The organism is Actinocrinis puniceicyclus, assembly GCF_018283645.1.
Taxonomy (GTDB): Bacteria; Actinomycetota; Actinomycetes; order Streptomycetales; family Catenulisporaceae; genus Actinocrinis; species Actinocrinis puniceicyclus.
Window position 1 is genome coordinate 15,681 of sequence record NZ_JAGSXH010000051.1, and the last position, 26,007, is coordinate 41,687.

Below are 26,007 nucleotides of genomic sequence, written 5' to 3' on the forward strand. Positions count from 1 at the left end.
GAAAGGGATTACGCGGTCCTGCGCTTGAGCTTGCGCCGCTCGCGCTCGGACAGGCCGCCCCAGATGCCGAAGCGCTCGTCGTGTGCGAGGGCGTATTCAAGGCAGTCCGCCTTGACTTCGCAGACCAGGCAGACCCGCTTGGCCTCCCGTGTCGAGCCGCCCTTCTCCGGGAAGAAGGACTCGGGATCGGTCTGCGCGCACAGCGCCCGCTCCTGCCAGGTCAGCTCCTCGTCGAAGCCGCCGAGCAGCGGGAAGACCTCGGTCATCGGCACGTCTCCCGTCTCTTGTTCCCGGCACGCTGCGGTTCCCGGCGTGGCGACCACTGACACGGCGTGGTCTGATCGGCGCGGCCTGATCGGCGTGGCGGACACCGCCGGTCATGAACCACTGAAGATCGCTGACTTCTCGTCAGGAATCCGGGCGACCTGCTTGAAATTACACGCGCGTCATTCCCAGCCCGTCAAGCCGCGATCTGCTAGCGGCGGCTTGATTCACTCGTAGAGAGCAGCGTTCGACGACCCCGCCTGTCAGGCCCGTGACGGTCGCGACGTGCGTCCGCGGCGCGCGAGCAAGAGGCGGTGATCCATACTTGCCGCCGCGCGTCCCCACCCTTTAAGGCAGCCGATATCACACGCGCGAGTGAATACGTCTGATCAGCAGATGAGCAGCCCAAGCCCACCTGGACTAGTGCGAGGCACTAACACGGAGAGTGACGCGACTGGACGCGGCGCGGTTGTGCGCTAGGCTTTAGGAACTATGTCAGCGCGTACCGATATTCACGCCAAGCGGGCGATTTCGGGCGGATTCTCCGCCGCGTCGCACCTTCTCGGTGGCGCGCTCTGTTGTTGTCGCTGTTGCTGTAGCTGACTTTCCGCCCGGTTTGCGCCGGGCGCCGCATGTCGGCTTTCCGTCGAGCCCCATCGTCCGGGCCGGATTCCCGCACCCCGCACGATCGCGGCTCGCTTCCACCCGTTGACAGGACCCGCATCTCGCGGCCGCTATCCCAACGCGTGATCACCGCGTCCCAGCGATGACGACACCCTGGACAGGACTTACCTCTCATGCCTCCCACGGTCCTTGAGCGGCAGCCGTCACAGACCGCGCCCGCCGCCACACCGCCCGCGGTGAACACCGCTCCCGTCGTGACCGCCGAGCCAAGCGAGGCGCTGATCCCGCCGGATGTGGCCGCGGTGCTGGGGAACGCGCGAATCCACCCGGAATTGCTGCGCCGGGCGTCTCAAAGCCCCGCTACGCCGACGGCCGCGGCGCTGACACAAGCCGCCCTGCGGTTCGCAGCCTGGATCAACGCCGCATCCCTCGAAGCCGTGATCTCGGACAAGTCGCGGCGCTCTCTGCTGGAGCGCGCGTTCGTGCAGCGTGCCGATCCAGAACGCGCGCACCCCGCCAACGCGAAGCCGGGTCACTTCAGCCTGCGGGCGATCATCCACGCTGTGGGTAAGGGCGGCGTGCTGCACCTGGAAGCGTCGGACACGCCGCGCGCAGTCAGCGTGGTGCACGGCTCGCTTGAGCAACGTTGCACGACCCGCGCAGCGTTGCAGCCGGGCGCGGTACGGCTCTTGCCCGCGGGTCATGTCCTGACGCTTGCCGATCTCGCGGGCGAGGGCGCGATCGCCGTCGAGGTGCGGGGTTAGCGGCCACGCTGCGAGACCACGGCGCCAGATAGGCTCGTCATCGTGACTAGCACAGCTATGAGGATCACGGCCGTGGCCGGCGGGGTCGGCGGCTCCCGGTTCCTGCGCGGGCTGCTCGCCGCGGCGCCACGGGCGCAGGTCACCGTCATCGGTAACGTCGGAGACGACATCACGCTGCACGGGCTGCGCGTATGCCCGGACCTTGACACGGTGATGTACGCGCTGGGCGGCGGGATCCATGAGGGTCAGGGCTGGGGGCGCGCGGACGAGACCTTCGCGGTCGCCGCGGAACTGGCCGAGTACGGCGTCGGGCCCGACTGGTTCACGCTCGGAGACCGCGACATCGCAACGCATCTGGTGCGCACTCAGATGCTCGACGCCGGCTACCCGCTCTCCGCGGTGACGGAAGCGCTGTGCGCGCGCTGGAAGCCCGGGGTGCGGCTGCTCCCGGCCACGGACGACCGCGCCGAGACGCACGTAATACTTGCCGATGACGACGGTAAGCGGCGTGCCGTGCACTTCCAGGAGTACTGGGTACGGCTGCACGCGCCGCAAGCCGAGTCGATCGTGTTCGTGGGAGCGGAGAAGGCGCAACCGGCACCCGGTGTGCTCGATGCGATCGCTGAAGCGGACGTGGTGCTGTTCCCGCCGTCGAACCCGGTGGTGTCGATCGGCGCGGTGCTGGCCGTGCCGGGCATCCGCGAGGCGTTGGAGTCCAGCGCGGCCCCGGTCGTGGGCCTGTCCCCGATCATCGGTTCCGCCCCGGTGCGCGGAATGGCGGACAAGGTGCTGGCCGCGGTGGGCGTGTCGGAAACGAGCGCCGCGGCCGTCGCCGAGTACTACGGCCCCTCGCTGCTTGACGGCTGGTTGGTCGATGAGGCCGACGCGCAGCAGGCGGCGCGGGTCGAGGCGGCCGGGATCCGCTGCCGCGCGGTGCCGCTGCTGATGCGGGATGCGGACGCGACGGCGGCGATGGCGCGGGCCGCGCTCGATCTGGCCGCGGAGCTGAAGCGATGAGCACCACGGACATGACGCGGCATCAGCCGCCTCGTCGCTACGCGGTTTTCGGGTTGTACGGCCTGCCGGAGGTCGAGCCGGGCGCGGATCTCGCCGGGCTCATCGCGGCGGCCAGTACAGCGGACACCACGGGATCGGGCGCCACAGTATCGGCTGCCGCGGGATCGGGCGTCACGGAATCGGGCGTCACGGGATCAAGCACAAGTACCGCCGAGCCGGGTAGCACCGCGTTGCAGGACGGCGACATCCTGGTCGTGACGTCGAAGGCGGTCTCGAAGGCGGAGGGGCGCATCGTCGCGGCCGCCGACCGCGAGGCGGCGATCGACGCGGAAACGGTGCGTCTCGTGGCGCGGCGCGGTCCACTGCGGATCGTGGAGAACCGGCAGGGCCTGGTGATGGCGGCGGCCGGCGTCGACGCGTCGAACACGCCGAAAGGCACCGCGCTGCTACTGCCCGAGGACCCGGACCGGTCCGCGCGTGAGATCGCCGAAGGTGTGCGTACCCGACTGGGGGTGTCCGTAGCCGTCATCATCTCGGATACGTTCGGACGTGTCTGGCGCGCCGGCCTGGTGGATCAGGCCATCGGTGCGGCCTACCTCGCCACCGTGGACGATCTGCGGGGACATCAGGACACCCACGGCAACCCGTTGGCGGTGACCGTGACCGCCCTCGCCGACGAGTTGGCCGCCGCCGCAGAACTGGTCAAGGGCAAGCTCGCCGGGGTACCGGTGGCGGTGGTGCGCGGTCTGGGGCATCTGGTCGCCGACGAGCCGGGGCCCGGGGCGCGGGTGCTGCTGCGTCCGGCGCAGGAGGACCTGTTCTCACTCGGTACTGCCGAGGCGCGGGCGTCCGCGATCACGAACCGCCGCACGATCCGGGCCTTCACCGACGCCTATGTGCCGCCGGACGCTGTCCGGCGGGCGGTCGCAGCGGCGATCACCGCGCCGGCTCCGCATCACACGACGCCGTGGCGCTTCGTGGAGGTGCGCTCGGAGGGCGCTCGCAAGGCGCTGCTCGACGCGATGCTCGCGGCCTGGATCGAGGACCTGCGCGGCGACAGGTTCAGTGAGCAGTCGATCGCGCGCCGAGTACGTCGCGGTGACGTGCTGAGAGGCGCGCCCGTCCTCGTCGTGCCGTGCCTGGTGATGGAGGGCTCTCATACGTATCCCGACACGCGGCGACGCACGGCCGAACGGGAGATGTTCCTTGTCGCGGCGGGCGCGGGAGTGGAGAACCTGCTGATCGCTCTGGCTGCGGAGGGCCTGGGCTCGGCCTGGGTGTCCTCGACGATGTTCTGCCGCGACGTGGTGCGCTCGGTGCTGGACCTGCCGGGCCACTGGGACCCGGTGGGTGCCGTCGCGGTCGGCCACCCCGCGCAGCCGCCACGCGACAGGCCGCCACGCTCGCCGGAGGACTTCCTGATCGTCAGATGACGGAACCGCGTCAGCTCAGCCCGCTTTCCCGCGGCAGGTGATGTAGAGCGGCATGAAGAACACCCACAGGCAGAGGCAGCCCACGGCCCACGCGACCGGCGTGCTCACTTCGAAGGACCCTGCGGAGAAGTAGACGGCCCTTCCCTTACGCGCCTGGGCCGAGGCGTCCTGGTATACGCACAGGGCCGTCGCGGCCAGGAACAGCACGATGTAGAGCGGGAGCAGCGTTACTGCGGAAATGCCCATCTCGGTTGCCTCTTCCCCGGACCAAAAGCCGTCCGCGCACGCTCTGAATCATATTGCGCGGTCAGTGCCGGCGGTGGTCCTGGATTCGGGCGCGGGGCGTGCGGCGCGGCTGGCCCGGGCCGGTGAGCAGGATCAGCCGCGCGGCGCGATAGCGGTGCGGGCGGAAGGGTTCGAGCAGTTCGAGCATGCGCGCGTCGTCGGCGTCCCGTTCACCGGTGAGCGCGTAACCGATGTGCTTCGACAGGTGCAGGTCGCCGACTGACAACGCGTCAGCGTGTCCGTGAGAACGCTGCGCCGTCTCAGCCGCCGTCCAGATGCCGATACCAGGGATCGTGCACAGGCGTTGTACCGCTTCTTCTCCGGTCAGGGCGCCGATGCGTTCCAGCCCGCCCGCGACGCGTACCGCACGCATGACCGTGGACGAACGTTTGCCATCGACTCCATGGCGATGCCACTCCCAGGACGGAATGAGCGCCCAGACCTCCGGGGCCGGCGGGACGCGCAGTTCCTGCGGCGCGGGCCCCGGGGCGGGCGTCCCGTGGTGTTCGACGATGCGGCGCCAGGCACGGAACGCCTCGATCGTGGTGACGCGCTGCTCCAGGATCGCCGGGATGAGCGACTGCACCACCAGACCGGTGCGGACCAGGCGCAGTCTCGCGTGCCGTCGGTGCGCCTCGGCCAGCAGCGGGTGACCGGCGACGAGCTGTGCGAAGCCGCCGGGGTCGTCGCGCGCGCCGATCATGGCTGGACCGTTGGCGACCAGCCAATCCGCGCCGCCGCCCCAAGCCGCCAGCTCGACCCGTTCGCCGAGGCGGCGCACCCGCACCGAGGCGGGGCCCTGCGGGGTCAGGCAGGCGCGCCAGATCGCACCGTCCGCGGTGGCGCGGTACGTCGGGTCGCCTGGTCCCCGACGCAAAACGCCGAGAGATAGCGGCAGGTCGACATCGCAGAGGATCGACGTCTCCGCGTCGGGCGGCGCGGTCCGCGTCGACACTTGCCGTTCCGCCGCAGACCGCTCCGCCGCAGACCGCTCCGCCGTGCCCGGCCCGTGGCTCGCCGCATCCGAGTCACGCCTCGGATGCGGTACGGCAGAAGACTCCGGCGGGCCGACGCACGAGCTGTCCGCGCTGCTGCCGGCGTCGGCAGCAGCTGCTGCGGGTTGCGGAGGGTCAGGACTCATCGGCGGAGAAGCGTACCGCCCTGTCGCCGATCACGACTTCACACCAGACCCGCGCACCACCGCGCAACTCGTTGCCGGCGCCGACCTGCGCCCCGTCGCCGATGACGACCCCGTCGAGCACGGTGCCCGCCCCGACGCGCGCCCCCCTGCCGACGATCGAGTCGCGCACCACCGCCCCGGCTTCGACGTGCGCGTCCTCACCGACCACCGAGCCGATGATCTCCGAACCCGAAGCGATCTTGGCGCGTGCGCCGATGGTGCTGCCGCCGCCCACCTTCACGTCCACATCGAGGTCCGCCCCGGGCAGTACCAGCGCGTCGGCCAGGTCGGGGCGCGTGGTGGCCGGGATGGCGAGCGAGTCGACGGCGCCGAGCACCAGGTCGGCTGAACCGTGCACGAACGCCTCGGGCGTGCCGAGGTCCCGCCAGTACGACTGCTCGACGACGCCGAGCACCTTCGCGCCCGCGGCGAGCAGCCCGGGGAAGGTCTCGCGCTCGACGGAGACCGGCCGGCCGGCCGGGATGCCGTCGATGACTGAGCGTCGGAAGACGTAGCAGCCGGCGTTGATCTGGTCGGTGACGATGTCCTCGACGCGCTGCGGCTTCTCCCGGAAGGCGGTCACCCAGCCGTCGGCGTCGGTGGGGACCAGGCCGAACGCGCTCAGCTTGTCCTTGGCGACCCTCGTCAGATGCAGCGTCACGTCGGCTCCGCGGGTAAGGTGCGCGTCGACGAGCGCGACCAGGTCGACGCCGGAGAGGATGTCGCCGTTGAAGATCAGCACCGGTTCGTCCGCCGCGCTGCGCAACCGGTCGGCCACGTTGCGGATCGCGCCGCCCGTGCCCATCGGCTCGGTCTCGGTGACGTAGTCGAGTTCGAGCCCGAAGTCGGAGCCGTCGCCGAAGTAGGCTTCGAACACCTCGGGCCGGTAGGCGGTGGCGAACACGATCCGGTCGATCCCCGCGGCCCTGGCCCGCACCAGCTGGTGGCTGAGGAACGGCACGCCGGCGACCTGGAGCATCGGCTTGGGCGTGTAGACGGTCAGCGGCCGCAGCCGGGTGCCTTTACCGCCCACAAGCAGGATCGCTTCAGCCACTGTTCCTGTTCTCCCATCAGGTTTCCGGATACTTGCGCCTCTTCGCCTGCGCGAGAGCCGATTACACTCTGTGATAGACATAGACCTTGGCCTGGTTGAACACAAGCTGATAGCCGTTCTGCCGCAGCCAGTGCGCGCGTTCCACCGCCAAGAGGATGTCATTGAGCGGATATGAGTTCTGCGCGGTCTGCAGGACCACCCAGGGACAGCCCCGCGGCACCTGATCGAGCAGGATCACTTGATCACGGCTACTCAGATGCGTTGCGACGTCGTCGTCCGCCTCCACGCAGACGCCGCTGGGGATCATCGCGGTTGCCGCGGTCTGCGCCGTGGTCAGGGCGTCGGCCGACCATTGGCCCGCGTTGAACACGCTGCGGATCGGGAAGGTGTGCGTGATCACCACGGCGAACAGCAGGATCAGCGCGGGCCAGCCGACCGCGAACCAAGGTCGCGCACGTCTGAGCGCAAGTACCCGGCCGGGCAGACGCGGGCGCAGGGATGAGACGCCGCCGACGACACGGATCAGCCCGTCCGCCGCGGCCATGATCAGAATCGCCGCGAGGAAGGCGTTGTAGTGCTGGTCGAGCGTCCAGTGCTCGGGCTTGTCCGAGAACAGCCTCTCGGCCAGCAGCGGCGCGGCGAGCAGGCACAGCGGTGAGGCGAGGCTCAGGTACAGATAGGGCCAGAACAGAAAATACAGCGTATTGATCTTGATGTCGGGCTGCGTCGCCACCTGGAAGGCGTAACCGGGGTCGGTGATCAGCGTCTTGAGCGCGCCGAGCATGTCCGGGCCGAGCTGACCGTAGTACCAGTAGAAGCCGACTCGGCCGCCGTAGGCGGGGATCCACAGGTGTAGCACGGCCATGGCGAAGGCCACGCCGCCGACGCCGAGCGCAACCCCGGTGATCCGGTAGCGGCGGCGCTCGTCCCGCTCCAGCGGCTCGCCGTTCACGCGGCGGGTGACGAGCAGGAGCAGGCCGAAGGCGGCCACCACGTATCCCGCGTCCTCCTTGACCAGCAGCAGCGCCACCGCGCAGGCGACCGCTTGGCCAAGCCGCCGGGCCTGGTACCGCTCGACGAGCATCGCGCTGAGCGGCACGAAGAACGCGACTTCGTGGAAACCCGCCTGCGTCGCCTCTTGCAGCGGCCAGGACAGCCCGAAGGCGGCGGCGGTGAGGTATGCGCCGACCGCGGCCTTCCGAGGCGGGGCGATGCGCAGCAGGGCGCGGCGCGCGAAGGCCCATACGCTCGGCACGGCGAGGCCGAAGAGCGCGGCCTGGGCCAGCAGCAGCACCTGCGGGTTGTTCCAGATCCAGTAGAGCGGGGCGAGCAGCGCGAGGATCGGCGAGAAGTGGTCGCCGAGGATCGAGAACGGCTGTGCGTAGCCGGGAGCGACCTGGGCGGCGTCGTGCACGTCCTTGAACATGGACACCGGGAGCCGGCCGTGCGCGTAGTCACGGATCGCCTGGTCGAAGATCACCAGGTCGTAGCCGCCGACCCGGAAACGGTGGTACTGCTGCACTTCGAAGGCGCCGTGCAGCAGCGCCGTGGCCGCGGCGACGGCGGCCACCCCCCAGAAGTGACGCCGCCCGGCGAGCGCGCGCAGCCGCGCCCGCGCGTGTCCGAGCCGTGGTATCGGCCGGCGGATCGCAGCGGGCAGTGCGGAGATACGCGCTGCTGACTGGGTCACGGGGCAACAGCCTAAAGGGCCCGGGTTTCCCGGCTCGGGCGGGCGCGCTCAAGCCGTGGCGGCACCATGCGTAGGCTCGCTGCCGTGACTATTCCCTTTTCCGGCGGCGACCTGCGCGGCCTCGCGGACACCCGGGACGTTGCCTCGGCGTGGCGGCGTCTTATCGCGGCGAAGGCGGCGCAGCCGTTCCTGACTTATCATGACGAAACTACCGGTGAACGAGTCGAACTGTCGTACGCGACGTTCGGTAATTGGCTGGCCAAGACCGCGAACCTGGTGCAGGACGACTTGCTGGCCGGCCCGGGCGACCGGATCACGGTGAGCGCGCGGCCGCACTGGCTGACGGCGGTCTGGTTGGTGGCGCCGCTGTGGGCGGGCGCGGTGGTCGATCCCTGGGGCGAGACGAGGTCCGCGCACACGGTGGTGGCGGGGCCCGAGGAGGCGGTTCTGGCCGAGGCGGGGCAGTGCCCGGGAGAGCGGCTGGCGCTCTCGCTGCTGCCGCTCGGCCGCCCGTTCGACGTCGCGCCGGAAGGTTTCCGCGACTATGCGGCCGAGGTGCGTGCCTTCGCGGACCGGTTCACGTCGTTCAATCCGCCCACGCCGGGCATGGCGGCGCTGGTCCTCGACGGCCGGACGGTCACACATGCCGAACTCGTCGAACGGGCGGCGGCCGCGGCCGCCGCGGCGAGCGAGTACCCGGACGGCCCCGCACGCGGGCTCGGCGGCGCGGACCGGCTGCTGGTGAACGCGCAACGGGACCGGTTCACCGGACAGGAGTTGCTCGGCTGGCTGTTCGGCCCGCTGCTGACGGGAGCCGCGGTCGTGCTCGTGCACGGTGCCGGTTCGCAGCGACTGGAGCGGATCGCCCGCACGGAGCGCGTGACGCGGTGGCTGACGCTGGACTGATCGCGGGGCCCCGCCCGCAGCGGGATCCGCGCGAAGTCGCGTCCAACGCGGCCAACTGCGAAAATTCATGCGATTGGCGCAACCGTGCGGCCGGTCCGGTGGTCTCTGACAGTGCGCACTGGTGCGGGGATGAATGGGGTGGCGATGGCAGCGCTGGGACGGCGTCGCTTGCGTGAACTGCGGGTCGCCGTGGTCGTCGCCTCGACGCTCGCGGTGGGGATCAGCGGCGCGCTCGGCTACGTCTACCTTCACCTGAATGCCAACATCAAGACGTTCAGTGAGGTCGGCGTCTCCAGGAGCCGGCCACCGGAGGCGACACCCGCGACCACGGCGCCCGGCCAGCCCGCCGCGCAGCCCCCGATCAACCTGCTGCTGATCGGGTCGGACACCCGCGCCGGAGGCAACGTCTCGCTCGGCGGCGGCTTCGCGGTCGAGGGCGCCCGCTCGGACACGACGATCCTGCTGCATGTCTCCGGGGACCGGAAGCACGCGGTCGGGGTTTCCATTCCGCGCGACGCGCTGGTGGACGTCCCGGCCTGCTACGCGAACGGCGGCTGGCTGCCCGCGCAGACCGACGTGATGTTCAACTCGGCGTTCTCCGAGGGGAATCTGCCCACGGGCAATCCGATATGCACGCAGAACACCGTCGAGGCGATGAGCGGGATCCGGATCGATCACACGATGGTGATCGACTTCTCCGGTTTCGCCGCGATGAGCAGGGCGGTCGGCGGGGTCACGGTATGCGTTCCGGCGGTGAACAGCACATACCTTGAACACGCGTACGGCGTGACGCTCGACCCCGGCGTGCAGAACCTGTCCGGTCAGGCCGCGGTCGAGTACGTGCGCGCGCGGGAGGGTTTCGGCGACAACAGCGACATCGGCCGGATGAAGCGCCAGCAGGCGTTCCTGTCCGCGTTGATGAAGAAGATGCTGGACTCGGGCACGCTGGACAACCCGGTCGCGCTGTATCAGCTCGCGGACGCGGCGACGAAGTCGCTGACCGTGGACAGCTCGCTCGACTCGGTCAGCTCCCTGGTTTCGCTGGGTGTTCAGCTCAAGACGGTGCCGCTGTACAACCTGGAGTTCGTCACGACGCCGTGGAGCTATGACGGCGCGCGGGTGGACTTGATACAGCCGGACACCGACGTGTTGTGGTCGCTGCTGCGCGAGGACAGGACGCTGGAGGGCCAGGACGCTTCGGGCGGGGCGTCGGCGACTTCCGGTCCCACCGGCTCGGCCTCCGCGGCGCCGACCGCGAGCCCGGGCCCGAGCGCGGCGAGCGAGCGCATGCGGCTGATGGCGCTCGGCGAGGCGGGGCCGAGTTCAAGCGCGAGCACCGGGACCTCGCCCTCCGCCGTGGCGTCCGACGAGGCGTCCGCTGCGGGCACGACTGCCGGCACCCCGACGCCGGTCCCGAGCGGCATCACCCAGAACATCCGGCGGGCCGACTCGGATCCGTGCTCGGACTTGTCATACGGGAACTGACACCTCGGGCGGGGCCGCGGATCAGAGGCGCGCATCACCGGGCGCGCATCACCGGGCCGCGCGGAACTCGGCGGCGCGGCGCGTCACTTCAGCGTCGACTCGTAAAGCGAGCGCGGCGAGGTGAGAAATCCCCAGCCCCAACTGAAGTGCATCGTCGCGAGCACGAGCGGCAGCCGGGCTCGCACCGGCCGGGCCCGGCCGCGCGACTCGAGCAGCGCGCCGAGCGTGATCAGCAGCGCGTAACCCACCGGCGCCGCGAAACCCAGCGCGAGGATCGGAAGTCCGGCGGCCAGACCCGCCAGCCCGAGCAGCGTGCCTGAAATGACCGCGATGACGGCAACCGGCGGGGCGAGGTACCGCACGCTCGCCGTGCCTTGATGTGTACGCATCACGACTCGACGCCAGCGGCCGTACAGCCGGTACTGGTTCGCCAGTGCCCTGAGATTCGGCCGGGGGCGGTAGGTCACCCTCAGCTCCGGGGAGAAGTAGACCAGCCCGCCGCTCTGCCGCAGCCGGTGGTTGAGCTCCCAGTCCTGCGCGCGGATGAACGCCTCGTGGTAGCCGCCGAGTTTGTCGAGCACCGAACGCCGGAACACGCCGAGGTACACGGTGTCGGCGGGTCCTGCCTCACCGCCGGTGTGGAACTTCGCGTTGCCGACGCCGAGTTTGGAAGTCATGGCGACCGCGACGGCGCGCTCGAACGTCGTCTCGCCTTCGGCGTGCATGACGCCGCCGATGTTCTGCGCCCCGGTCTGCTCCAGCAGCCGTACCGCGGTCTCGATGTAGCCGGGGTTGAGCAGCCCGTGCCCGTCCACGCGCACGACGATCTCGCCACGTGAGGCTGCGATCGCCGCGTTGAGCGCGCTGGGAGTGCGGCCGGTGGGGTTCGGGACGGTGCGTACGCGCGGATCGGCGGCGGTCAACTCGGCGGCGATCTGGTCGGTGCGGTCGCGGGAGGGCCCGAGCGCGATGACGATTTCAAGGTCGCCGGCGTACCGCTGCGCGAGGATGTGGCGCACGGCCGCGGCCAGGTGCCGCTCCTCGTTGAGTACCGGCATGATCACCGAGACCGACGGCCACGGATCGGGCCGCGCCGGGATGCCCTCGGCGGGTTCAGCGGCCGGCGTCATGGGCGGCATCGCCGCCGCACCGGCGGGCTCGGGTTCCAGCGTCGCGTTCGCGTTCATCGGGGCCGCACTCTATCGAAGGCCGGCCGGCGCGGAACCGTCGTGTGTCCGCGTGCCGGGACTGTTCACGGTGCCTCGCGGGAGGCGAGGATCGCCGCGCGGCGGGCCAGCCGGTGTGTGCGCCGGATGCCGGCCTCGTGGTTGCGCCGCTCGTCCTCCTGCGTCTCCAGCAGCAGGGGATGGACCGGGCGCGGCTTGCCGTCGGCGTCGATGGCGACGAACACCAGGTAGGCGCTGGCGACGTGGGCGGGCTCGGCCCCGGCCCGGTCCCAGCGTTCCGCCTCGACCCTGACTCCGATCTCCATCGAGGTGTGGCCGGTCCAGTTGACCTGTGCGTGCGTGTGCAGCAGGTCGCCGACGTGCACCGGGTTGAGGAAGGCCATCTCGTCGAGGAACGCGGTGACCGCCGGGCCGCCGGAGTGCCGGGTCGCGACGAGACCGGCCACGTCGTCGACGAGCTTCATCATCACCCCGCCGTGCACGTTGCCCAGCAGATTGACGTCGAGTTGGGTCATCACGCGGCTCAGCGAGATCCGGGTCTCGGAGACGGGTTTCCCGGGAAGCTGCGGCGGCGTCTGAGGCATGATCACACGATATGCCGCCGGGCACGCGGCTTACCACAGGCGGGCGAGCGGTCCTCGACTCGGATAGGGTGCGACGCGAGCAAAATGACGCGACACGACGCGACACGACACGTCAGGTCACGATGTACCCACGTCCGCGCGTGGCGCGGGCAATCGAGCGACCAAGAGTCCACAGTCCGGCAGGAGCCCAGAGGTCCGCATGAAGATCACACCGCTGTCCGTCCCCGGCGCGTGGGAGATCCTTCCGCAGCAGCACGGCGATCCGCGCGGCCTGTTCATGGAGTGGTACCGCTACGACAAGCTGGCGGAGGCGGTCGGGCACCCGCTGGACCTCGCGCAGGCGAACCTGTCGGTATCGGCGAAGGACGTGGTGCGCGGGATCCACTTCGCGCAGCTGCCGCCGAGCCAGGCCAAGTATGTGACCTGTGTGCGTGGCGCGGTGTTGGACCTGATCGTGGACATCCGGGAGGGTTCGCCGACCTTCGGCCGCTGGGAGTTCGTCCGGCTGGACGACGAGGAGCGGCGCGCCGTCTACCTGTCGGAGGGCCTTGGTCACGGCTTCTGCGCGCTGACGGACGACGCGACGCTTGTGTACGGCTGCTCGGCGACTTTCAACCGGGAGCGTGAGTTCTCGATCAACCCGCTCGACCCGGAACTCGCGATCGAGTGGCCGACGGACTCACCGCAGTTCTCCGCGCGCGACGCGGCGGCGCCGTCTCTCGCCGAAAACCGCGCGGCCGGCCGGCTGCCCGACTACGCCGCGTGCCTGGAGTTCTACGCACTCAGGTCGGCGGAGTTCAGGTCGGCGGAGTCCAACAACTGACGGCATGATGGCGCCGCCTGACGGTGAAATCGGTGGGTGCCCGTCAGGCGGCCGGTCCGGGGGTCGCGGGCAAGTGGGTCCAGCTGCGCCGGCGGCGTAAATCGCCGGGCTGCGCTGGTAGAAGCGGGTGCCCGCGCGCAGTACGGCCTGCGCGCCCCTGCCATCAGCATGCTGATCCGTGGACCGCGGCCCTCGGATCGGCTGGGACAGTACGGCTCCGGTGAGCGCGCGGTCAAGCCGCGCCGAGGCGGCCGCCCTCGTGCACGCGCACACGCCGCGAAACTTGCACGAGCCGCCAGGCCGCGACGACGTGCGAGAGACCTTCCAGCGCCGGCAGAACGCCGCGCGCCGCACCGAGCGCGCGCTCAGCCCTTGAGCAGCTGACGCGCCATCACCACGCGCTGGATCTGGTTGGTGCCCTCGTAGATCTGCGTGATCTTCGCGTCTCGCATCATCCGCTCCAGCGGATAGTCCTGCGTGTACCCGTACCCGCCGAGCAGTTGGACCGCGTCCGTCGTGATCTCCATCGCCGCGTCGGAGGCGAAACACTTCGCGGCCGCGCCGTAGAAGGTCAGGTCGGGGTCGTTGCGCTCGGACTTCGCGGCTGCCGCGTACGTGAGCTGACGCGCGGCGGCGATCTTCATGCCCATGTCGGCGAGCATGAACTGCACACCCTGCAACTCGGCGATCGGCTTGCCGAACTGCTTGCGCTGCTTGACGTAGTCGGCCGCGTAGTCGAGCGCACCCTGCGCGACACCCAGCGCCTGCGCGGCGATGGTGACGCGCGTGTGGTCGAGCGTACGCATCGCGGTCTTGAAACCGGTGCCGGGTTCGCCGATGATGCGGTCGCCCGGGAGCCAGACGTCGTCGAAGTACAGTTCCCGGGTCGGCGAGCCCTTGATGCCGAGCTTCTTCTCCTTGGCGCCGAAGGTGAATCCCTCGTCGCTCTTCTCGACCACGAAGGCCGAGATCCCCCGGGTGCCGATGCCCGGCTCGGTGACCGCCATCACGGTGTAGTACTCGGACACGCCCGCGTTGGTGATCCAGCGCTTGACGCCGTTGAGCCGCCAGCCGTCACCGTCGCGCACCGCGCGCGTCGTCATGCCCCCGGCGTCGGAACCGGCGTCGGGTTCGGACAGCGCGTAGGAGAACATCGCCCGTCCCTCGGCCACCGGGCGCAGGTACTTCTGCTTCAGTTCCTCGGACCCGGCGAGAATCAGCGGCACCGTGGCCAGCTTGTTGACCGCGGGGATCAAGGACGAGGACATGCAGGCGCGCGCGACCTCCTCGATCACGATGCAGGCCGCCAGCGCGTCAGCCCCGGCGCCGCCGTACTGCTCGGGGATGTGGATCGCGTGCATGTCCGCGGCGTGGAGGGCGTCGTGCGCCTCCTGCGGGTAGCGCGCCTCCTGGTCCACGGCCGCGGCGTAAGGCGCGATCTTGGTCTCGACGAGCGAGCGCACCGACTCGCGCAGCAGCTCATGCTCCTCGCGGAGGGTGAAAAGGTCGAAATCCTGGGGCTGGTTCACATCCGCCATTGTTACCCACCAGTAGCCAGTGCGCCACCCCCGCCCGACTGTGCCTTTGTGCGCGACGCCGGGCGAAGTGTCGTCAACCGTGGCCTAAGGTCGGAGACACCGCATGCGGCGGGCAGCACTATCGCGACGCGACGGAAGGGGGCGGCACGTGGCCGCTCGGATCAGCGTTATCGGAACCGGATACCTCGGCGCCACACACGCGGCCTGTATGGCCGAGTTGGGCTATGAGGTACTCGGCATGGACGTGGACGCGGAGAAGATCGCCGCGCTGGCCTCGGGCAGGGTCCCGTTCTATGAGCCGGGACTTGAGGAACTGCTGGCCAAGCACGTGGCCGACGGCAGGCTCCGCTTCACCACCTCTTACTCCGAAGTCGCCGAGTTCCACGCGGACGTGCACTTCATCTGCGTGAACACACCGCAGCGCAGGGGCGAATACGCGGCGGATCTGCGGTACGTCGACGCGGTGATCGACGGGCTCGCGCCGCACCTGGACCAGCCGACCGTGATCGCCGGCAAGTCCACCGTTCCGGCCGGCACGGCGGCCCGGCTCACCGAGCGCGTCGCCGAGTTGGCCCCGGCGGGCACGGCCGTGGAACTGGCGTGGAACCCCGAGTTCCTGCGCGAGGGTTACGCGATCGGCGACACGCTGCGGCCCGACCGGCTGGTGCTCGGCGTCGCCTCGCCGGGTGCGCGAACGGCGTCGGACGCCGGGAACTCGTCGCGCGCTGAGGCGGTGCTGCGCGAGGTGTACAAGCCGCTGACGGACGCGGGCGTGCCGCTGATCGTGACGGACCTGGCCACGGCCGAACTGGTGAAGGTCGCCGCGAACGCCTTCCTGTCCACGAAGATCTCGTTCATCAACGCGATGGCGGAGGTCTGCGAGGCGGCCGGCGGCGACGTGATGAAACTGGCCGAGGCGCTGGCGCACGACGCCAGGATCGGCGGGAAGTTCCTGGTGCCCGGGCTCGGCTTCGGCGGCGGCTGCCTGCCGAAGGACATCAGGGCCTTCATGGCGCGGGCCGGGGAACTGGGCGTGGACCAGGCGCTGGCCTTCCTCAAGGAGGTCGACGAGATCAACATGCGCCGCCGGGTGCGGCTGGTGGACCTGGCCCGCGAGCAGTGCGACGGCTCGTTCCTGGGCAAGCGGGTCGCGGTGTGGGGCGCCGCGTTCAAGCCGGACTCGGACGACGTGCGGGACTCGCCCGCGCTGAACGTGGCGGCCTCGATCCTGTTGCAGGGCGCGCAGGTCACCGTGTACGACCCGAAGGCGAACGACAACGCCGCCAAGCTGTTCCCGACGCTCGCCTACGCGGAATCGGCGCTGGCCGCGGCGCGTGGCGCGCACGTGATCCTGCACCTGACCGAGTGGCTGGAGTTCCGCGAGGTGGATCCGCGCGAGGTCGGCGAGGTCGTCTCGCGGCGGCATATCGTCGACGGGCGCAACGCGCTCTCGGCCGAACGCTGGCATGAGGCGGGCTGGACCTACCGCGCGCTCGGCCGGCCCGTGGTCGGCTGAGGATAAGGCCGAAGCCGAGACTGAGCCCAAGGCCGAGCCCAAGCCCGAGACCGAGGCCGAGAGGCTAAGGAGCTATGGGGCTAAGGGCGCCGGTCAGCTCAGCTCGGCTCGGACCTGTCGGTCTGTAGCTTGGCACGCAACACCGCACCCTTAGCCCGCGCCTGCGCCTCAAGGTCGTCCTGGAACGCGCGCATCGCGGCCAGCAGATGCGGATCGTGCGCGCCCAGGATCCGCACCGCGAGCAGTCCCGCGTTGCGTGCGCCGCCGACCGACACGGTCGCCACCGGCACGCCCGCGGGCATCTGCACGATCGACAGCAGCGAATCCATGCCGTCGAGGTGCTTGAGCGGCACCGGCACGCCGATCACCGGCAGCGGCGTCACGGAGGCGAGCATCCCGGGCAGGTGCGCCGCTCCGCCCGCCCCGGCGATGATCGCCTTCAGGCCGCGGGAGACCGCCCGCCGCCCGTACTCGATCATCGTCTGCGGCATCCGGTGCGCCGAGACGACATCCACCTCGTAGCAGACCTCGAACTCGTCCAGCGCCGCGGCGGCCGCGCTCATCACCGGCCAGTCCGAGTCCGAGCCCATGACGATGCCGACCTGCGCCCGGTCCCCGCCCCGCGCCGGTGCGTCACTCATCGATCTCTCCCCGCAAGTAGGCGGCCGCGTGCGTGGCACGCTCAACGCAGTCGCCGAGGTTGTCACCGAGCACGGTCACGTGTCCGATCTTCCGGCCGGGCTTGACCGCCTTGCCATACATGTGGATCTTCAGCCCGGGGTCCCGCGCCATGCAGTGCAGATACGCCGGGTAGACGTCGGGCAGGTCGAGTCCGAGCACATTGGCCATCACGGCGACCGGCGCGTGCGGCGTCGGAGCGCCGAGCGGCAGGTCCAGCACCGCGCGCAGATGGTTCTCGAACTGGCTGGTCACCGCCCCGTCGATGCTCCAGTGCCCGGAGTTGTGCGGCCGCATCGCCAGCTCGTTGACGCTCAGCGCGCCGTCGGCGGTCTGGAACAGCTCGACCGCCAGCATCCCGGTCACATCGAGCTCCCGCGCGACCGTCAGCGCGATGCGTTGCGCCTGCGCCGACCGGTCGGCGCCGAGGCCGGGTGCCGGGGCGTAGACCTCGCGGCAGACACCGTCCCGCTGCACCGTCTCCACCACGGGATAGGCCACGGCCTGCCCGTGCGGCGAGCGGGCCACCTGGGCGGAAAGCTCCCGGACGAACGGCACGAGCACCTCGGCGATCAGCTCGACGCCGCGCTCGTGCGCGGTCTCGACGACCTCCCGCAGCTGTTGCGGCGTCTCGATCCTCCAGACGCCTTTGCCGTCGTAGCCGCCCCTGATCGCCTTGAGGATGAACGGCCAACCGGTCTCGCGGGCGAACTGCGCCGCGGTATGCATGGCGGCGTCCACGCTCGCGGCGTCCAGCCGGGTCCAGCGCGGGACCGGCACGCCGAGCGCGCCGAGTTGTTCCCGCATGACCGCCTTGTCCTGCGCGTGCAGCAGCGCGTCCGCGCCGGGATGCACCGCCACGCCCTGTTCGATCAGGCGCTCGAGTACGGCGGTCGGCACGTGCTCGTGGTCGAAGGTCACCACGTCGCAGCCGCGGGCGAAGGCGACGACCGCGTCCGGATCGTCGTGCGAACCGAGAACCACATCCGGGATCACCTGAGCGGCGCAATCGTCCGCCCTGGCCGCGAGCACCCGCAGCCGCACGCCGAGCGCAACGGCCGGGGGTTGCATCATCCGGGCCAACTGCCCCGCGCCGATGACGCCGACGACCGGCGCACCGACACCGAGGGACCCGGCGGCGCCGGTCGCGCCCGCCCTTCCACCATCTGTGCCGATCACAGGACCCAAGCCTAACGGCGCGCCCGGCCTGCTCCGGCCCGGGATGCCCGGCCCTGGGCTGCCACGGCCATGCCCGCACGTTGTCACGGCGATACCACGTGCACGCACGAGCGGCCTGTTTTGTGTACCTTGAACGGGCAATGTGTCCGTCACAGGTCTGCTACGGACCCTCCCGTGACGGTCTCGCACCGACGACAGTGGCTACTCTCGTAGTGGTGAGCCCCCGGAAGTCAGGCAGGTAATCCACAGTGGCGGCACTAGAAGCTGTATACGCCCGAATTCGCCGCGGGTTCCACGAGCTGGCGAAGTTCGGCACTATCGGCGCGATCGCCCTCGTGGTGAACATGCTGGTGACCAACCTGTGCTGGCAGGCCATTCCGCACAAGCCCGTCATCGGCTCGATCTTCGGCACCATCGTGGCCACGATCGTGGCCTACCTGGGCAACCGGTTCTGGACCTACAAGGACCGCGACTCGATCGGCCGCAGCCGCGAGCTGGTGCTGTTCTTCGCGGTCAACGGCATCGGGATGCTGATCGAGACGGTGCCGCTGGCCTTCTCCCAGTACGTCCTGCACTTCGACAGCGCGGTCGCGAACAACATCGCCAAGTACGTCTTCGGCATGCCGCTGGGGATGGTATTCCGGCTGTGGACCTACCGCACCTGGATCTTCCCGAAGGCGGACCCGGCGCTGGTCGTCGAGCAGTTCCAGTACTCCACCGCCGAGCCGATGCCCACCTCGCAACTTCCGCTCGTGCCGCACAGCCCGCGGCACAAGCGCTCCGGTTCCGGGGACCTGCTGCGCGCCACCAGCGGGAGCACCGGCAGCTGACGCGCCGACCTAAGGCCTTCCAAGGGGCGGGAATCCGAGAGGGTTCCCGCCCCTTCGCGTTCGTCATGCCGCATCTTTCACGACTTGCTTTCACATACAGGCACGACCGGTAGCGCGCACGCAGCGGTCCGCGCGCCCCCGCGACCGCACCCCGAAGCCCGCCCCGAAGTCCGTTCCCGCGCCCTCGAAGTCCGGCCGCCGAGGCGCGGCCCGGCGCTACGTGAGCGGATCGAAGGCCGTGAGGAACACCGCGAAGACCGGCGGGCGCTGCTGAAGCAGCTCCAGCCGGCCGCCGTCGGCCTCCGCCAGCTCCCGCGCCACGGTCAGGCCCAGGCCGGTGGAGGCCCGGCCGGAGACCGAGCGTTCGAAGACCCTGGCGCCCAGCTCGGGCGGCACGCCGGGCCCCTCGTCACACACCTCGACGACCACAGATCCGCCGGTCGTGCGGGTGCGTATGGTGACCGGGCCGGCGCCGTGCATCAGCGAGTTCTCCATCAGCGTCGCGAGCACCTGCGCGAACGCGCCGGGCGTGGCGACCGCGGCCAGGCCGCGCACCCCCTCCACCCGGATCGGGCGGCGGGCGCTGCGGAAGGCCGGACGCCACTCGAAGATCTGCTGGCGGATCACCATGTCCACGTCGATCGGCACCGTGGAGGTGGACCGGCGCGTGTCCCGTGCGTCCGTCAGCAGCCGCTGCACCACGTCGGTCAGCCGCTCGACCTGGGTCAGCGCGACCGCCGCCTCCTCCTTCACGTCCATCAGGTCCTGCGCCGCGATGATCTCCTCCAGCCGCATCGAGAGCGCGGTCAGCGGGGTGCGCAGCTGGTGCGACGCGTCGGCGGCCAGCCGCCGCTCGGTGGCCAGCATCCGGGAGATCCGGTCGGCGGTGTGGTCGATCACCTCGGCGACCCGGTCCAGCTCCGGGATGCCGTAGCGGCGGTGGCGCGGCCGCGGATCGCCGGAGCCGAGCCGCTCGGCGGTCTGGGCCAGGTCGCTGAGCGGGCGCGAGAGCCGCCGCGCCTGGAGGAAGGCCACTCCGCAGGCCGCGATCGTGGCCAGCACGGCGACCCCGAGCACCAGCAGCAGGCTGCCGCGGATACGCATCTCGGTCGGCGACCAGGACTCGGTGAGCACGGCGGTCACCTGCCGCGGTTTCGGGCCGATGTAAGGGTCGCTCGACTTGGGATGGTCGTTCACGGCAGTGCCGAGCATCACCGGGTCGTGCCCCGGATACGTCAGGGTGGCGCTGTCACCGTCGGGAACCAGCGCGGCCAGCACCTTCTCGTCGACCTGGCCGGTGACCGCGAGCTGTTGGTCCAGCTGGAAGCCGATCAGCTGCACCCGCTGGTTGAGCGCCGCGTGCTCGGCCTCGCTGATGCGCAGCGCGTCGATGACACCCAGCGGCACGCCGAGCAACACGACCACGATCAGCACGGCGGAGACCGTGGACTTGATCATCCGACGGCGCATTTACCCCCCAGGGCGGTGCCTTCAAGGACGGTCGTCAGCCGCGCTCGAACCGGAACCCCACCCCGCGGACGGTCGAGATGAACCGGGGGTTGGCGGCGTCGTCGCCGAGCTTCTTGCGCAGCCAGGAGATGTGCATGTCCAGCGTCTTGGTCGAGGACCACCAGGTAGTGTCCCAGACTTCACGCATCAGCTGTTCACGGGTTATCACCCGGCCCGCGTCGCGCACCAGCACCCGCAGCAGGTCGAACTCCTTCGCGGTCAGGTTCAGCTCCTCGTCGCCGAGGAAGGCGCGGTGGGACTCGACGTCGATGCGCACCCCGCGCGCGGCGGTACCGGTGTCCGGCGAGCCGCGGCGCAGCAGCGCGCGCACCCGGGCCAGCAGCTCGGCGAGCCGGAACGGCTTGGTCACGTAGTCGTCGGCGCCCGCGTCAAGGCCGACCACCGTGTCCACCTCGTCGGCGCGGGCGGTGAGCACCAGTACCGGGAAGCCGTGGCCGTCGGTGCGCAGCCGGCGGCACACCTCCAGACCGTCCATGCCGGGAAGTCCGAGATCCAGCACGAGCAGGTCCACCACGCCGGACTGGGCCAAGGCCAGTGCGCCCGGCCCGTCGGCGCGCAGGTCGACGTCGTAGCCCTCCCGGCGCAGCGCGCGAGCCAGCGGCTCGGCGATGGCCACGTCGTCTTCTGCGAGCAGTACGCGGGTCATGGGGCGATCGTAGGCTGCCCGGCCCACCCAGCGGGATACTCCCCGGTAACTCACGCGGGTTTCGATTCAGGGAGCGGATTTTCGTCCCGTTTCGCGGCTTTCCTTCCGCGCCGCGGCTGACGGGGCGTCAAGGGTTTTCCCTACTGATCGCGGATCGTCCGGGCGCCGGCGCGTTGCGCTCACACGTTCGCGGGGCGGTTTCCGTCGGGCCGGGTCGTCGAAGATGTCTGCTCAGGCCAGCGAGTCCACCCAGGCCGAGTGCATGTCGACGAAGCGGCCCGTCGCGGCGCCCAACAGCTGCGCCGGCGCGCCGTCCTCGACCACCCGCCCGCCCTCCATCACCAGGACCCGGTCCGCGATCTCCACCGTGGAGAGCCGGTGCGCGATGATCAGCGCCGTGCGCTCGGCCAGGATGGTGCGCAGCGCCCGCTGCACCAGCCGCTCGCTGGGCACGTCGAGCGACGAGGTCGCCTCGTCGAGCACCAGCACCGCCGGGTCGGCGAGGAACGCACGAGCGAACGCGACCAGCTGGCGCTGCCCGGCGGACAGCCGCCCGCCGCGCTTCTTGACGTCCGTGGCGTATCCGTCGGGCAGGGCCGCGATGAACTGGTGCGCGCCGATCGCCCGGGCCGCCTGCTCGACCTGAGCGTCGGTGGCGTCCGGGCGGCCGAACCGGATGTTGTCCGCGACGGTGCCGGTGAACAGGAAGTTCTCCTGCGTGACCATGACCACCGCGCTGCGCAGGTCGCCGTCGCCCAGGTCGCGCAGGTCGATCCCGTCGAGCCGCGCCACGCCGGCGTCCGGGTCGTAGAAGCGGCACATCAACCGGGCCAGGGTGGACTTGCCCGCGCCGGTCGCGCCGACCAGCGCCACGGTCTGCCCGGCCGGGATGGTCAGGTCGAGCTCCGGAAGGACGATCTTCTCGGGATGCGCCGCGCCGTCCGCGGACTGCTGCTCGCGGCGCGGGTAGGCGAAACGCACCGCCTCGAAGCGCAGCTCGCCGCGCACCGGCCGGGGCAGCTGGACCGGCTGCCGCGGCTCCGGAACGCCCGCCTCCTCCTCCAGGACGCCGGAGAGCTTCTCCAGCGCCGCCGTCGCCGACTGGTACGAGTTGTAGAACATCGCCAGGTCCTGCAGCGGGTCGAAGAAGCGGCGCAGGTACAGCAGGTAGGCGGTCAGCACGCCGACCTCCAGCGCGTGGTCCATCACCTGGAAGCCGCCGAAGATCAGCACCGCCGCGGTCATCACCGCGCCGATGGCCTTGATGCCCGGCATGAGCCACGCCATCAGCCGCATCGCGTCGGCGTTGGCCCGCTTGTAGTCCGCGCTGAGCTCGTGGAAGATCGCGTCGTTGCGCGGCTCGCGGCGGAACGCGTGGACCGCGCGGATGCCGTTGAGGGTCTCCACGAAGTGGACGATCAAAGCCGCGATCGTCTCGCGGGTGCGGCGATAGGCGACCCGGGAACCGCGGGTGTACCACCTGAGCAGCAGGAACAGCGCCGGCAGGCAGATCAGCAGGAACAGCGAGAGCCCGGGGTCGAGCACGGCCAGCACGACGCCGATGACCGCGACGTTGAGGATCGCGTTGATCAGCCCGTCGAGGCTGGCGTTGACCAGCTCGCCGAGCGCGTCGAGGTCGTTGGTCAGCCGGGAGATCACCCGGCCCGAGGTGTACCGCTCGTGGAAGGCGATCGGCAGCCGCTGGAACTGGCGGAACACCCGGCCGCGCAGGTCGTAGACCACGTCCTGGCCGATCCGCCCGGCCAGCTTGAGGAAGCGCAGCCGCAGCAGCGAGCCGGCCAGCGCGGTGACCAGGATGCCGCTGACCGCCGCGCCGACCGGCGCCCAGTCGCCGCGCCGGATCGCCGGGATGCCGGAGTCGATGCCGACGGACACCAGGTAGGGGCCGGCCATCTCGGCGCCGGTGACCACGATGATCAGGCAGCTCGCCCACGCCAGCGCGCGACGGTGCGGGCGCAGCAGCGAGCCGAGCAGCCGCCGGGAACGGGCGCGCAGGAACAGCCCGCCGCCGGCCGAGATCTCGTCGGCCTTCTCGGCGGCGACCCCGCGCCAGTCGTCCAGCGGGATGTCTCCGGCCTGCGGTTCGGCAGCGGGGGACGCGGTGTCGGTGTCGAGCACTGTCATGCGATCAGACGCCTTCCTCGACAAGGTCAGAGCTCTGTGAAAGCAGGTCGCGGTAAGCGGGCTCGGCCGTCAGCAGTTCGTGGTGGGTGCCGAGCGCAGTGACGGTGTGGCCGCCGGACGGGTGCGGGCCGAGCAGCGCGACCCGGTCGGCCAGCAGGACGGTCGAGGCGCGGTGCGCCACGACGAGACCGGTGGTCTCGGCCAGGACCGCGCGCAGCGCCTGCTCGACCAGGCCCTCGGTGTGCACGTCGAGGGCGGAGAGCGGGTCGTCGAGCACGAGCACCGGCGGGCGTCCGAGCACGGCCCGGGCCAGGGCGAGCCGCTGGCGCTGGCCGCCGGACAGGGACAGCCCCTGCTCGCCGACCCGCGTGTCCAGGCCCCAGGGCAGGTCGTGCACGAACTGCGCCTGAGCGATCCGCAGCGCCTCCTCGACCTGGGCCGCGCTCGCCTCGGGCCGGCCGAGCACCAGGTTCTCCCGGACGCTGGCGGAGAACAGGGTCGGGTCCTCGAAGGCGCACGCGACCCGGGCACGCAGCCCGGTCAGCGACATTTCGCGCACGTCGGTGCCGTCGAGCAGCACGCGGCCGCCGGTCACGTCGTAGAGCCGGGGCACCAGCGCGGTCAGCGTGGTCTTGCCGCAGCCGGTGGGTCCGACGAGCGCGACCGTCTCCCCGGCGGCCAGGCGCAGGTTCACGTCCGTGAGGATCGGGGTTCCGGACGAGCGGTCGAGCGCGACCGGGTAGCTGAAGTCGACGTGCTCGAAGACCAGGCGGGGCTCGGCGTCGCCGGCGCCGTCCGCCGCGTCGGGCCGCGTGCGCTCGGTCACCCGTGCCTGGCCGGCCGCGTGGCCGTGCGAGCTGCCGCGGATCCGGGGCCTGGCGTCGAGTACCTCGAAGACGCGCTCGGCGGCCGTGTTCGCCTCCTGAGATGCCGCGAGCAGCCAGCCCATCGACTCGATCGGCCAGATCAGCAGCAGGTACAGGGAGATGAAGGCGATCAGGGTGCCGAGCGTGAGGGTGCCGTCGGCCACGGCGGCCCCGCCGCCGAGCACCACCAGCGCGAGCACCGCCTGCGGCTGCGCGATGATCAGCGCCCAGATCTCGGCCAGGGTCTTGATCTGGGTCAGCTGGAGTCCGCGCAGCTCGCGCGACTTGGCCAGGTAGCGCTCGGTGAGGAAGCCGGCCCGGCCGAACGCCTTGACGGCGCGGATGCCCAACGCGGACTCCTCGACGTCGGTGGCGACCTCGCCCTGCTGGTCCTGTACGGCGCGGATCTGCCGCCGGTACACCCGCTCGTACTTGAAGATCACGTAGCTGAGCGGCAGGCTGAGGACCACCACCAGGCCGCCGAGCAGCGGATGGATCACGATCAGCAGCACGCCCACCACGGCGAAGGTGACGCTGTTGACCACCAGGAAGATCAGCGCGAAGCCGAGGAAGCGCCGGATCGCCGAGATGTCGCTGGTCATCCGGGCCACCAGCTGCCCGGACTGCCAGGAGTCGTGGAAGCCGACGTCGAGGCGCTGCAGGTGCGCGTAAAGCTGGTCGCGCAGGTCCTTCTCTATGCCGAGCGCGGTTGTGGCCAGGGTGAGCCGGCGGGCGAGGATCAGCACGGCCTCGGCCAGGCCGAACAGCAGCGCGTAGAGGCCGAGCTGCCACAGCTCGCCGCGCTCGCCGTGCCGCAGCGGCCCGTCCACGACGGCCTTGGTCAGCAGCGGGACGGCGACGCCTACGAGCGTGCCGCCGAGCGCGACGGCGAACATCAGGAGCATCTGCCACCGATACGGACGAACATAGGTCTTCAAACGCCAAAGGGACGCGAAGGAACCGCCGGACGGCGATGTGGGGGGCATGCTAAGGACCATAGGAGGCGGACGGTCGGCGTGCATCCCGTTTTTGACCTGCTGGTACCACGTACGGTGGTTTGCGTGTGTTCCGGCGTCGCGGGCCGGGCACGGACCCGGATCTTTTCGAATTCACCCGTTGGAAGGAGGTGCGCGGCGGTGGTCACGTGTTAAGGTGGGCGCGGTTGCAGCTGCAGTTCCCTGAATGCTTCGTTTGAACGCCCGCGGGAGTACGGCCGCGGGCCTTCGTGTTTCGTGGCGCATCCTCTCCCATGGCGTGACCGGCAAAGCGGGACGGTTCGTGGAGGGCAACCCGGGTTCCACATCCCGTGGGACCTGTCCGACGTCCCCCTTCCAAGAGGAGAGAGATGGCTTCCGGTACGGTCAAGTGGTTCAACGCGGAGAAGGGCTACGGCTTCATCTCCCAGGACGACGGCGGCGCCGACGTCTTCGTCCACTTCACTGCGATCCAGTCGAGCGGCTACCGCTCGCTCGACGAGAACCAGCGCGTCGAGTTCGACGTCACCACCGGCCCCAAGGGTCCGCAGGCGGAGAACGTCAAGCCGCTGTAGTCATTCGCACGCGGTGACGGCTTCCCGCTGTCGACCGCACCAAGAAGCCCCTCTTCGCTGAACGGGCTACTCGCGCGCTCCGCGTCCACCAGGACGCGGAGCGTCGTGCGTTTCACCCGCATTCGGCCGGCCTGTAGGGCGTCTTGACCGTTTCGCCGGGAGCGTTGCAGTTCGCTCGGCGGGGGTACCGTGCAAGGCATGGGCAGGGTGACGACGCGCGAAGCGGTGCTGAAG

At 70.4% G+C, this 26,007-nt stretch carries 23 protein-coding genes; 9 read left to right on the plus strand and 14 right to left on the minus strand.

Annotated elements, in window-relative coordinates; all coding sequences use genetic code 11:
* Positions 1-8: 8 nt before the first annotated feature.
* Positions 9-266 carry a WhiB family transcriptional regulator gene (locus KGA66_RS15485; protein WP_211468823.1) on the minus strand — a complete coding sequence of 86 codons (258 nt, stop codon included), beginning with the start codon at positions 264-266 and terminating at the stop codon, positions 9-11.
* Between the two features lie 858 nt (positions 267-1,124).
* On the opposite strand from KGA66_RS15485, the gene KGA66_RS15490 reads away from it, so the two are divergent.
* Genes KGA66_RS15490 through KGA66_RS15500 form a run of 3 tightly spaced genes read left to right on the plus strand, consistent with a single transcriptional unit; the run spans position 1,125 to position 4,102 of the window.
* Positions 1,125-1,652 carry a hypothetical protein gene (locus KGA66_RS15490; RefSeq protein WP_211468824.1) on the plus strand — a complete coding sequence of 176 codons (528 nt, stop codon included), beginning with the start codon at positions 1,125-1,127 and terminating at the stop codon, positions 1,650-1,652.
* Positions 1,653-1,709: 57 nt separating this feature from the next.
* A complete protein-coding gene (gene cofD / locus KGA66_RS15495; RefSeq protein ID WP_211468843.1) occupies positions 1,710-2,669 on the plus strand; it encodes a 2-phospho-L-lactate transferase in 960 nt (319 codons plus the stop codon).
* Complete coding sequence (locus KGA66_RS15500; protein ID WP_246507912.1) at positions 2,666-4,102, plus strand: coenzyme F420-0:L-glutamate ligase; 1,437 nt, start codon at positions 2,666-2,668, stop codon at positions 4,100-4,102. Before cofD ends, KGA66_RS15500 begins: the two co-directional genes overlap by 4 nt.
* A 15-nt stretch (positions 4,103-4,117) precedes the next feature.
* Here the strand turns inward: KGA66_RS15500 and KGA66_RS15505 are convergent, their stop codons facing one another.
* The 4 genes from KGA66_RS15505 to KGA66_RS15520 form a co-directional block, all read right to left on the minus strand.
* Positions 4,118-4,348, minus strand: a complete 231-nt coding sequence (locus tag KGA66_RS15505) for a hypothetical protein (RefSeq protein ID WP_211468825.1) — start codon at positions 4,346-4,348, stop codon at positions 4,118-4,120.
* A 61-nt stretch (positions 4,349-4,409) separates the two neighbouring features.
* The gene (locus KGA66_RS15510) at positions 4,410-5,342 is read right to left on the minus strand and encodes a DNA-3-methyladenine glycosylase family protein (protein ID WP_211468826.1); all 933 of its coding nucleotides are present in this window, start codon (positions 5,340-5,342) and stop codon (positions 4,410-4,412) included.
* Between the two features lie 175 nt (positions 5,343-5,517).
* Complete coding sequence (gene manB, locus KGA66_RS15515) at positions 5,518-6,621, minus strand: mannose-1-phosphate guanylyltransferase (RefSeq protein WP_211468827.1); 1,104 nt, start codon at positions 6,619-6,621, stop codon at positions 5,518-5,520.
* Positions 6,622-6,682: 61 nt separating this feature from the next.
* Positions 6,683-8,311 (minus strand): DUF2079 domain-containing protein, encoded by a 1,629-nt coding sequence (locus tag KGA66_RS15520; protein WP_211468828.1) that lies wholly within the window; start codon positions 8,309-8,311, stop codon positions 6,683-6,685.
* Positions 8,312-8,395: 84 nt separating this feature from the next.
* Here KGA66_RS15520 and KGA66_RS15525 point away from each other — a divergent pair, with 84 nt between their 5' ends.
* Both KGA66_RS15525 and KGA66_RS15530 read left to right on the plus strand, forming a co-directional pair.
* On the plus strand, positions 8,396-9,217 hold the full coding sequence (locus tag KGA66_RS15525) for a TIGR03089 family protein (protein ID WP_211468829.1): 822 nt from the start codon (positions 8,396-8,398) through the stop codon (positions 9,215-9,217).
* Positions 9,218-9,361: 144 nt separating this feature from the next.
* Entirely contained in the window at positions 9,362-10,702 is a 1,341-nt protein-coding gene (locus KGA66_RS15530; protein ID WP_211468830.1) for an LCP family protein, read from the plus strand.
* Between the two features lie 83 nt (positions 10,703-10,785).
* Here the strand turns inward: KGA66_RS15530 and KGA66_RS15535 are convergent, their stop codons facing one another.
* On the minus strand, positions 10,786-11,832 hold the full coding sequence (locus tag KGA66_RS15535) for a glycosyltransferase family 2 protein (protein ID WP_211468845.1): 1,047 nt from the start codon (positions 11,830-11,832) through the stop codon (positions 10,786-10,788).
* A gap of 122 nt (positions 11,833-11,954) precedes the next feature.
* A complete protein-coding gene (locus KGA66_RS15540) occupies positions 11,955-12,473 on the minus strand; it encodes an acyl-CoA thioesterase (protein ID WP_211468831.1) in 519 nt (172 codons plus the stop codon).
* Between the two features lie 199 nt (positions 12,474-12,672).
* On the opposite strand from KGA66_RS15540, the gene KGA66_RS15545 reads away from it, so the two are divergent.
* Positions 12,673-13,296 carry a dTDP-4-dehydrorhamnose 3,5-epimerase family protein gene (locus KGA66_RS15545; RefSeq protein ID WP_211468832.1) on the plus strand — a complete coding sequence of 208 codons (624 nt, stop codon included), beginning with the start codon at positions 12,673-12,675 and terminating at the stop codon, positions 13,294-13,296.
* Between the two features lie 365 nt (positions 13,297-13,661).
* Here the strand turns inward: KGA66_RS15545 and KGA66_RS15550 are convergent, their stop codons facing one another.
* Entirely contained in the window at positions 13,662-14,825 is a 1,164-nt protein-coding gene (locus tag KGA66_RS15550; RefSeq protein ID WP_312886930.1) for an acyl-CoA dehydrogenase family protein, read from the minus strand.
* 157 nt (positions 14,826-14,982) lie between these two features.
* On the opposite strand from KGA66_RS15550, the gene KGA66_RS15555 reads away from it, so the two are divergent.
* A complete protein-coding gene (locus KGA66_RS15555) occupies positions 14,983-16,350 on the plus strand; it encodes a UDP-glucose dehydrogenase family protein (RefSeq protein ID WP_312886931.1) in 1,368 nt (455 codons plus the stop codon).
* A 98-nt stretch (positions 16,351-16,448) separates the two neighbouring features.
* On the opposite strand, the gene purE is transcribed toward KGA66_RS15555, so the two are convergent.
* The gene (gene purE / locus KGA66_RS15560) at positions 16,449-16,991 is read right to left on the minus strand and encodes a 5-(carboxyamino)imidazole ribonucleotide mutase (protein WP_211468835.1); all 543 of its coding nucleotides are present in this window, start codon (positions 16,989-16,991) and stop codon (positions 16,449-16,451) included.
* Positions 16,984-18,102 carry a 5-(carboxyamino)imidazole ribonucleotide synthase gene (locus KGA66_RS15565; RefSeq protein ID WP_246507922.1) on the minus strand — a complete coding sequence of 373 codons (1,119 nt, stop codon included), beginning with the start codon at positions 18,100-18,102 and terminating at the stop codon, positions 16,984-16,986. Before KGA66_RS15565 ends, purE begins: the two co-directional genes overlap by 8 nt.
* A 353-nt stretch (positions 18,103-18,455) precedes the next feature.
* Between KGA66_RS15565 and KGA66_RS15570 the strand changes: the two genes are divergently transcribed.
* Complete coding sequence (locus KGA66_RS15570) at positions 18,456-19,037, plus strand: GtrA family protein (RefSeq protein WP_211468836.1); 582 nt, start codon at positions 18,456-18,458, stop codon at positions 19,035-19,037.
* A 216-nt stretch (positions 19,038-19,253) separates the two neighbouring features.
* Here the strand turns inward: KGA66_RS15570 and KGA66_RS15575 are convergent, their stop codons facing one another.
* The 4 genes from KGA66_RS15575 to KGA66_RS15590 form a co-directional block, all read right to left on the minus strand.
* On the minus strand, positions 19,254-20,495 hold the full coding sequence (locus KGA66_RS15575) for a sensor histidine kinase (RefSeq protein WP_246507915.1): 1,242 nt from the start codon (positions 20,493-20,495) through the stop codon (positions 19,254-19,256).
* A gap of 46 nt (positions 20,496-20,541) precedes the next feature.
* Positions 20,542-21,213, minus strand: coding sequence for a response regulator transcription factor (locus KGA66_RS15580; protein WP_211468838.1), 672 nt, complete (start codon positions 21,211-21,213; stop codon positions 20,542-20,544).
* Positions 21,214-21,444: 231 nt separating this feature from the next.
* Positions 21,445-23,358, minus strand: coding sequence for an ABC transporter ATP-binding protein (locus KGA66_RS15585; RefSeq protein WP_211468839.1), 1,914 nt, complete (start codon positions 23,356-23,358; stop codon positions 21,445-21,447).
* Between the two features lie 4 nt (positions 23,359-23,362).
* Positions 23,363-25,210, minus strand: coding sequence for an ABC transporter ATP-binding protein (locus KGA66_RS15590; protein WP_246507916.1), 1,848 nt, complete (start codon positions 25,208-25,210; stop codon positions 23,363-23,365).
* A 359-nt stretch (positions 25,211-25,569) separates the two neighbouring features.
* On the opposite strand from KGA66_RS15590, the gene KGA66_RS15595 reads away from it, so the two are divergent.
* Positions 25,570-25,773: a cold-shock protein gene (locus KGA66_RS15595; RefSeq protein WP_211468841.1), complete on the plus strand. Its 204-nt coding sequence runs from the start codon at positions 25,570-25,572 to the stop codon at positions 25,771-25,773.
* Positions 25,774-26,007 lie beyond the last annotated feature (234 nt).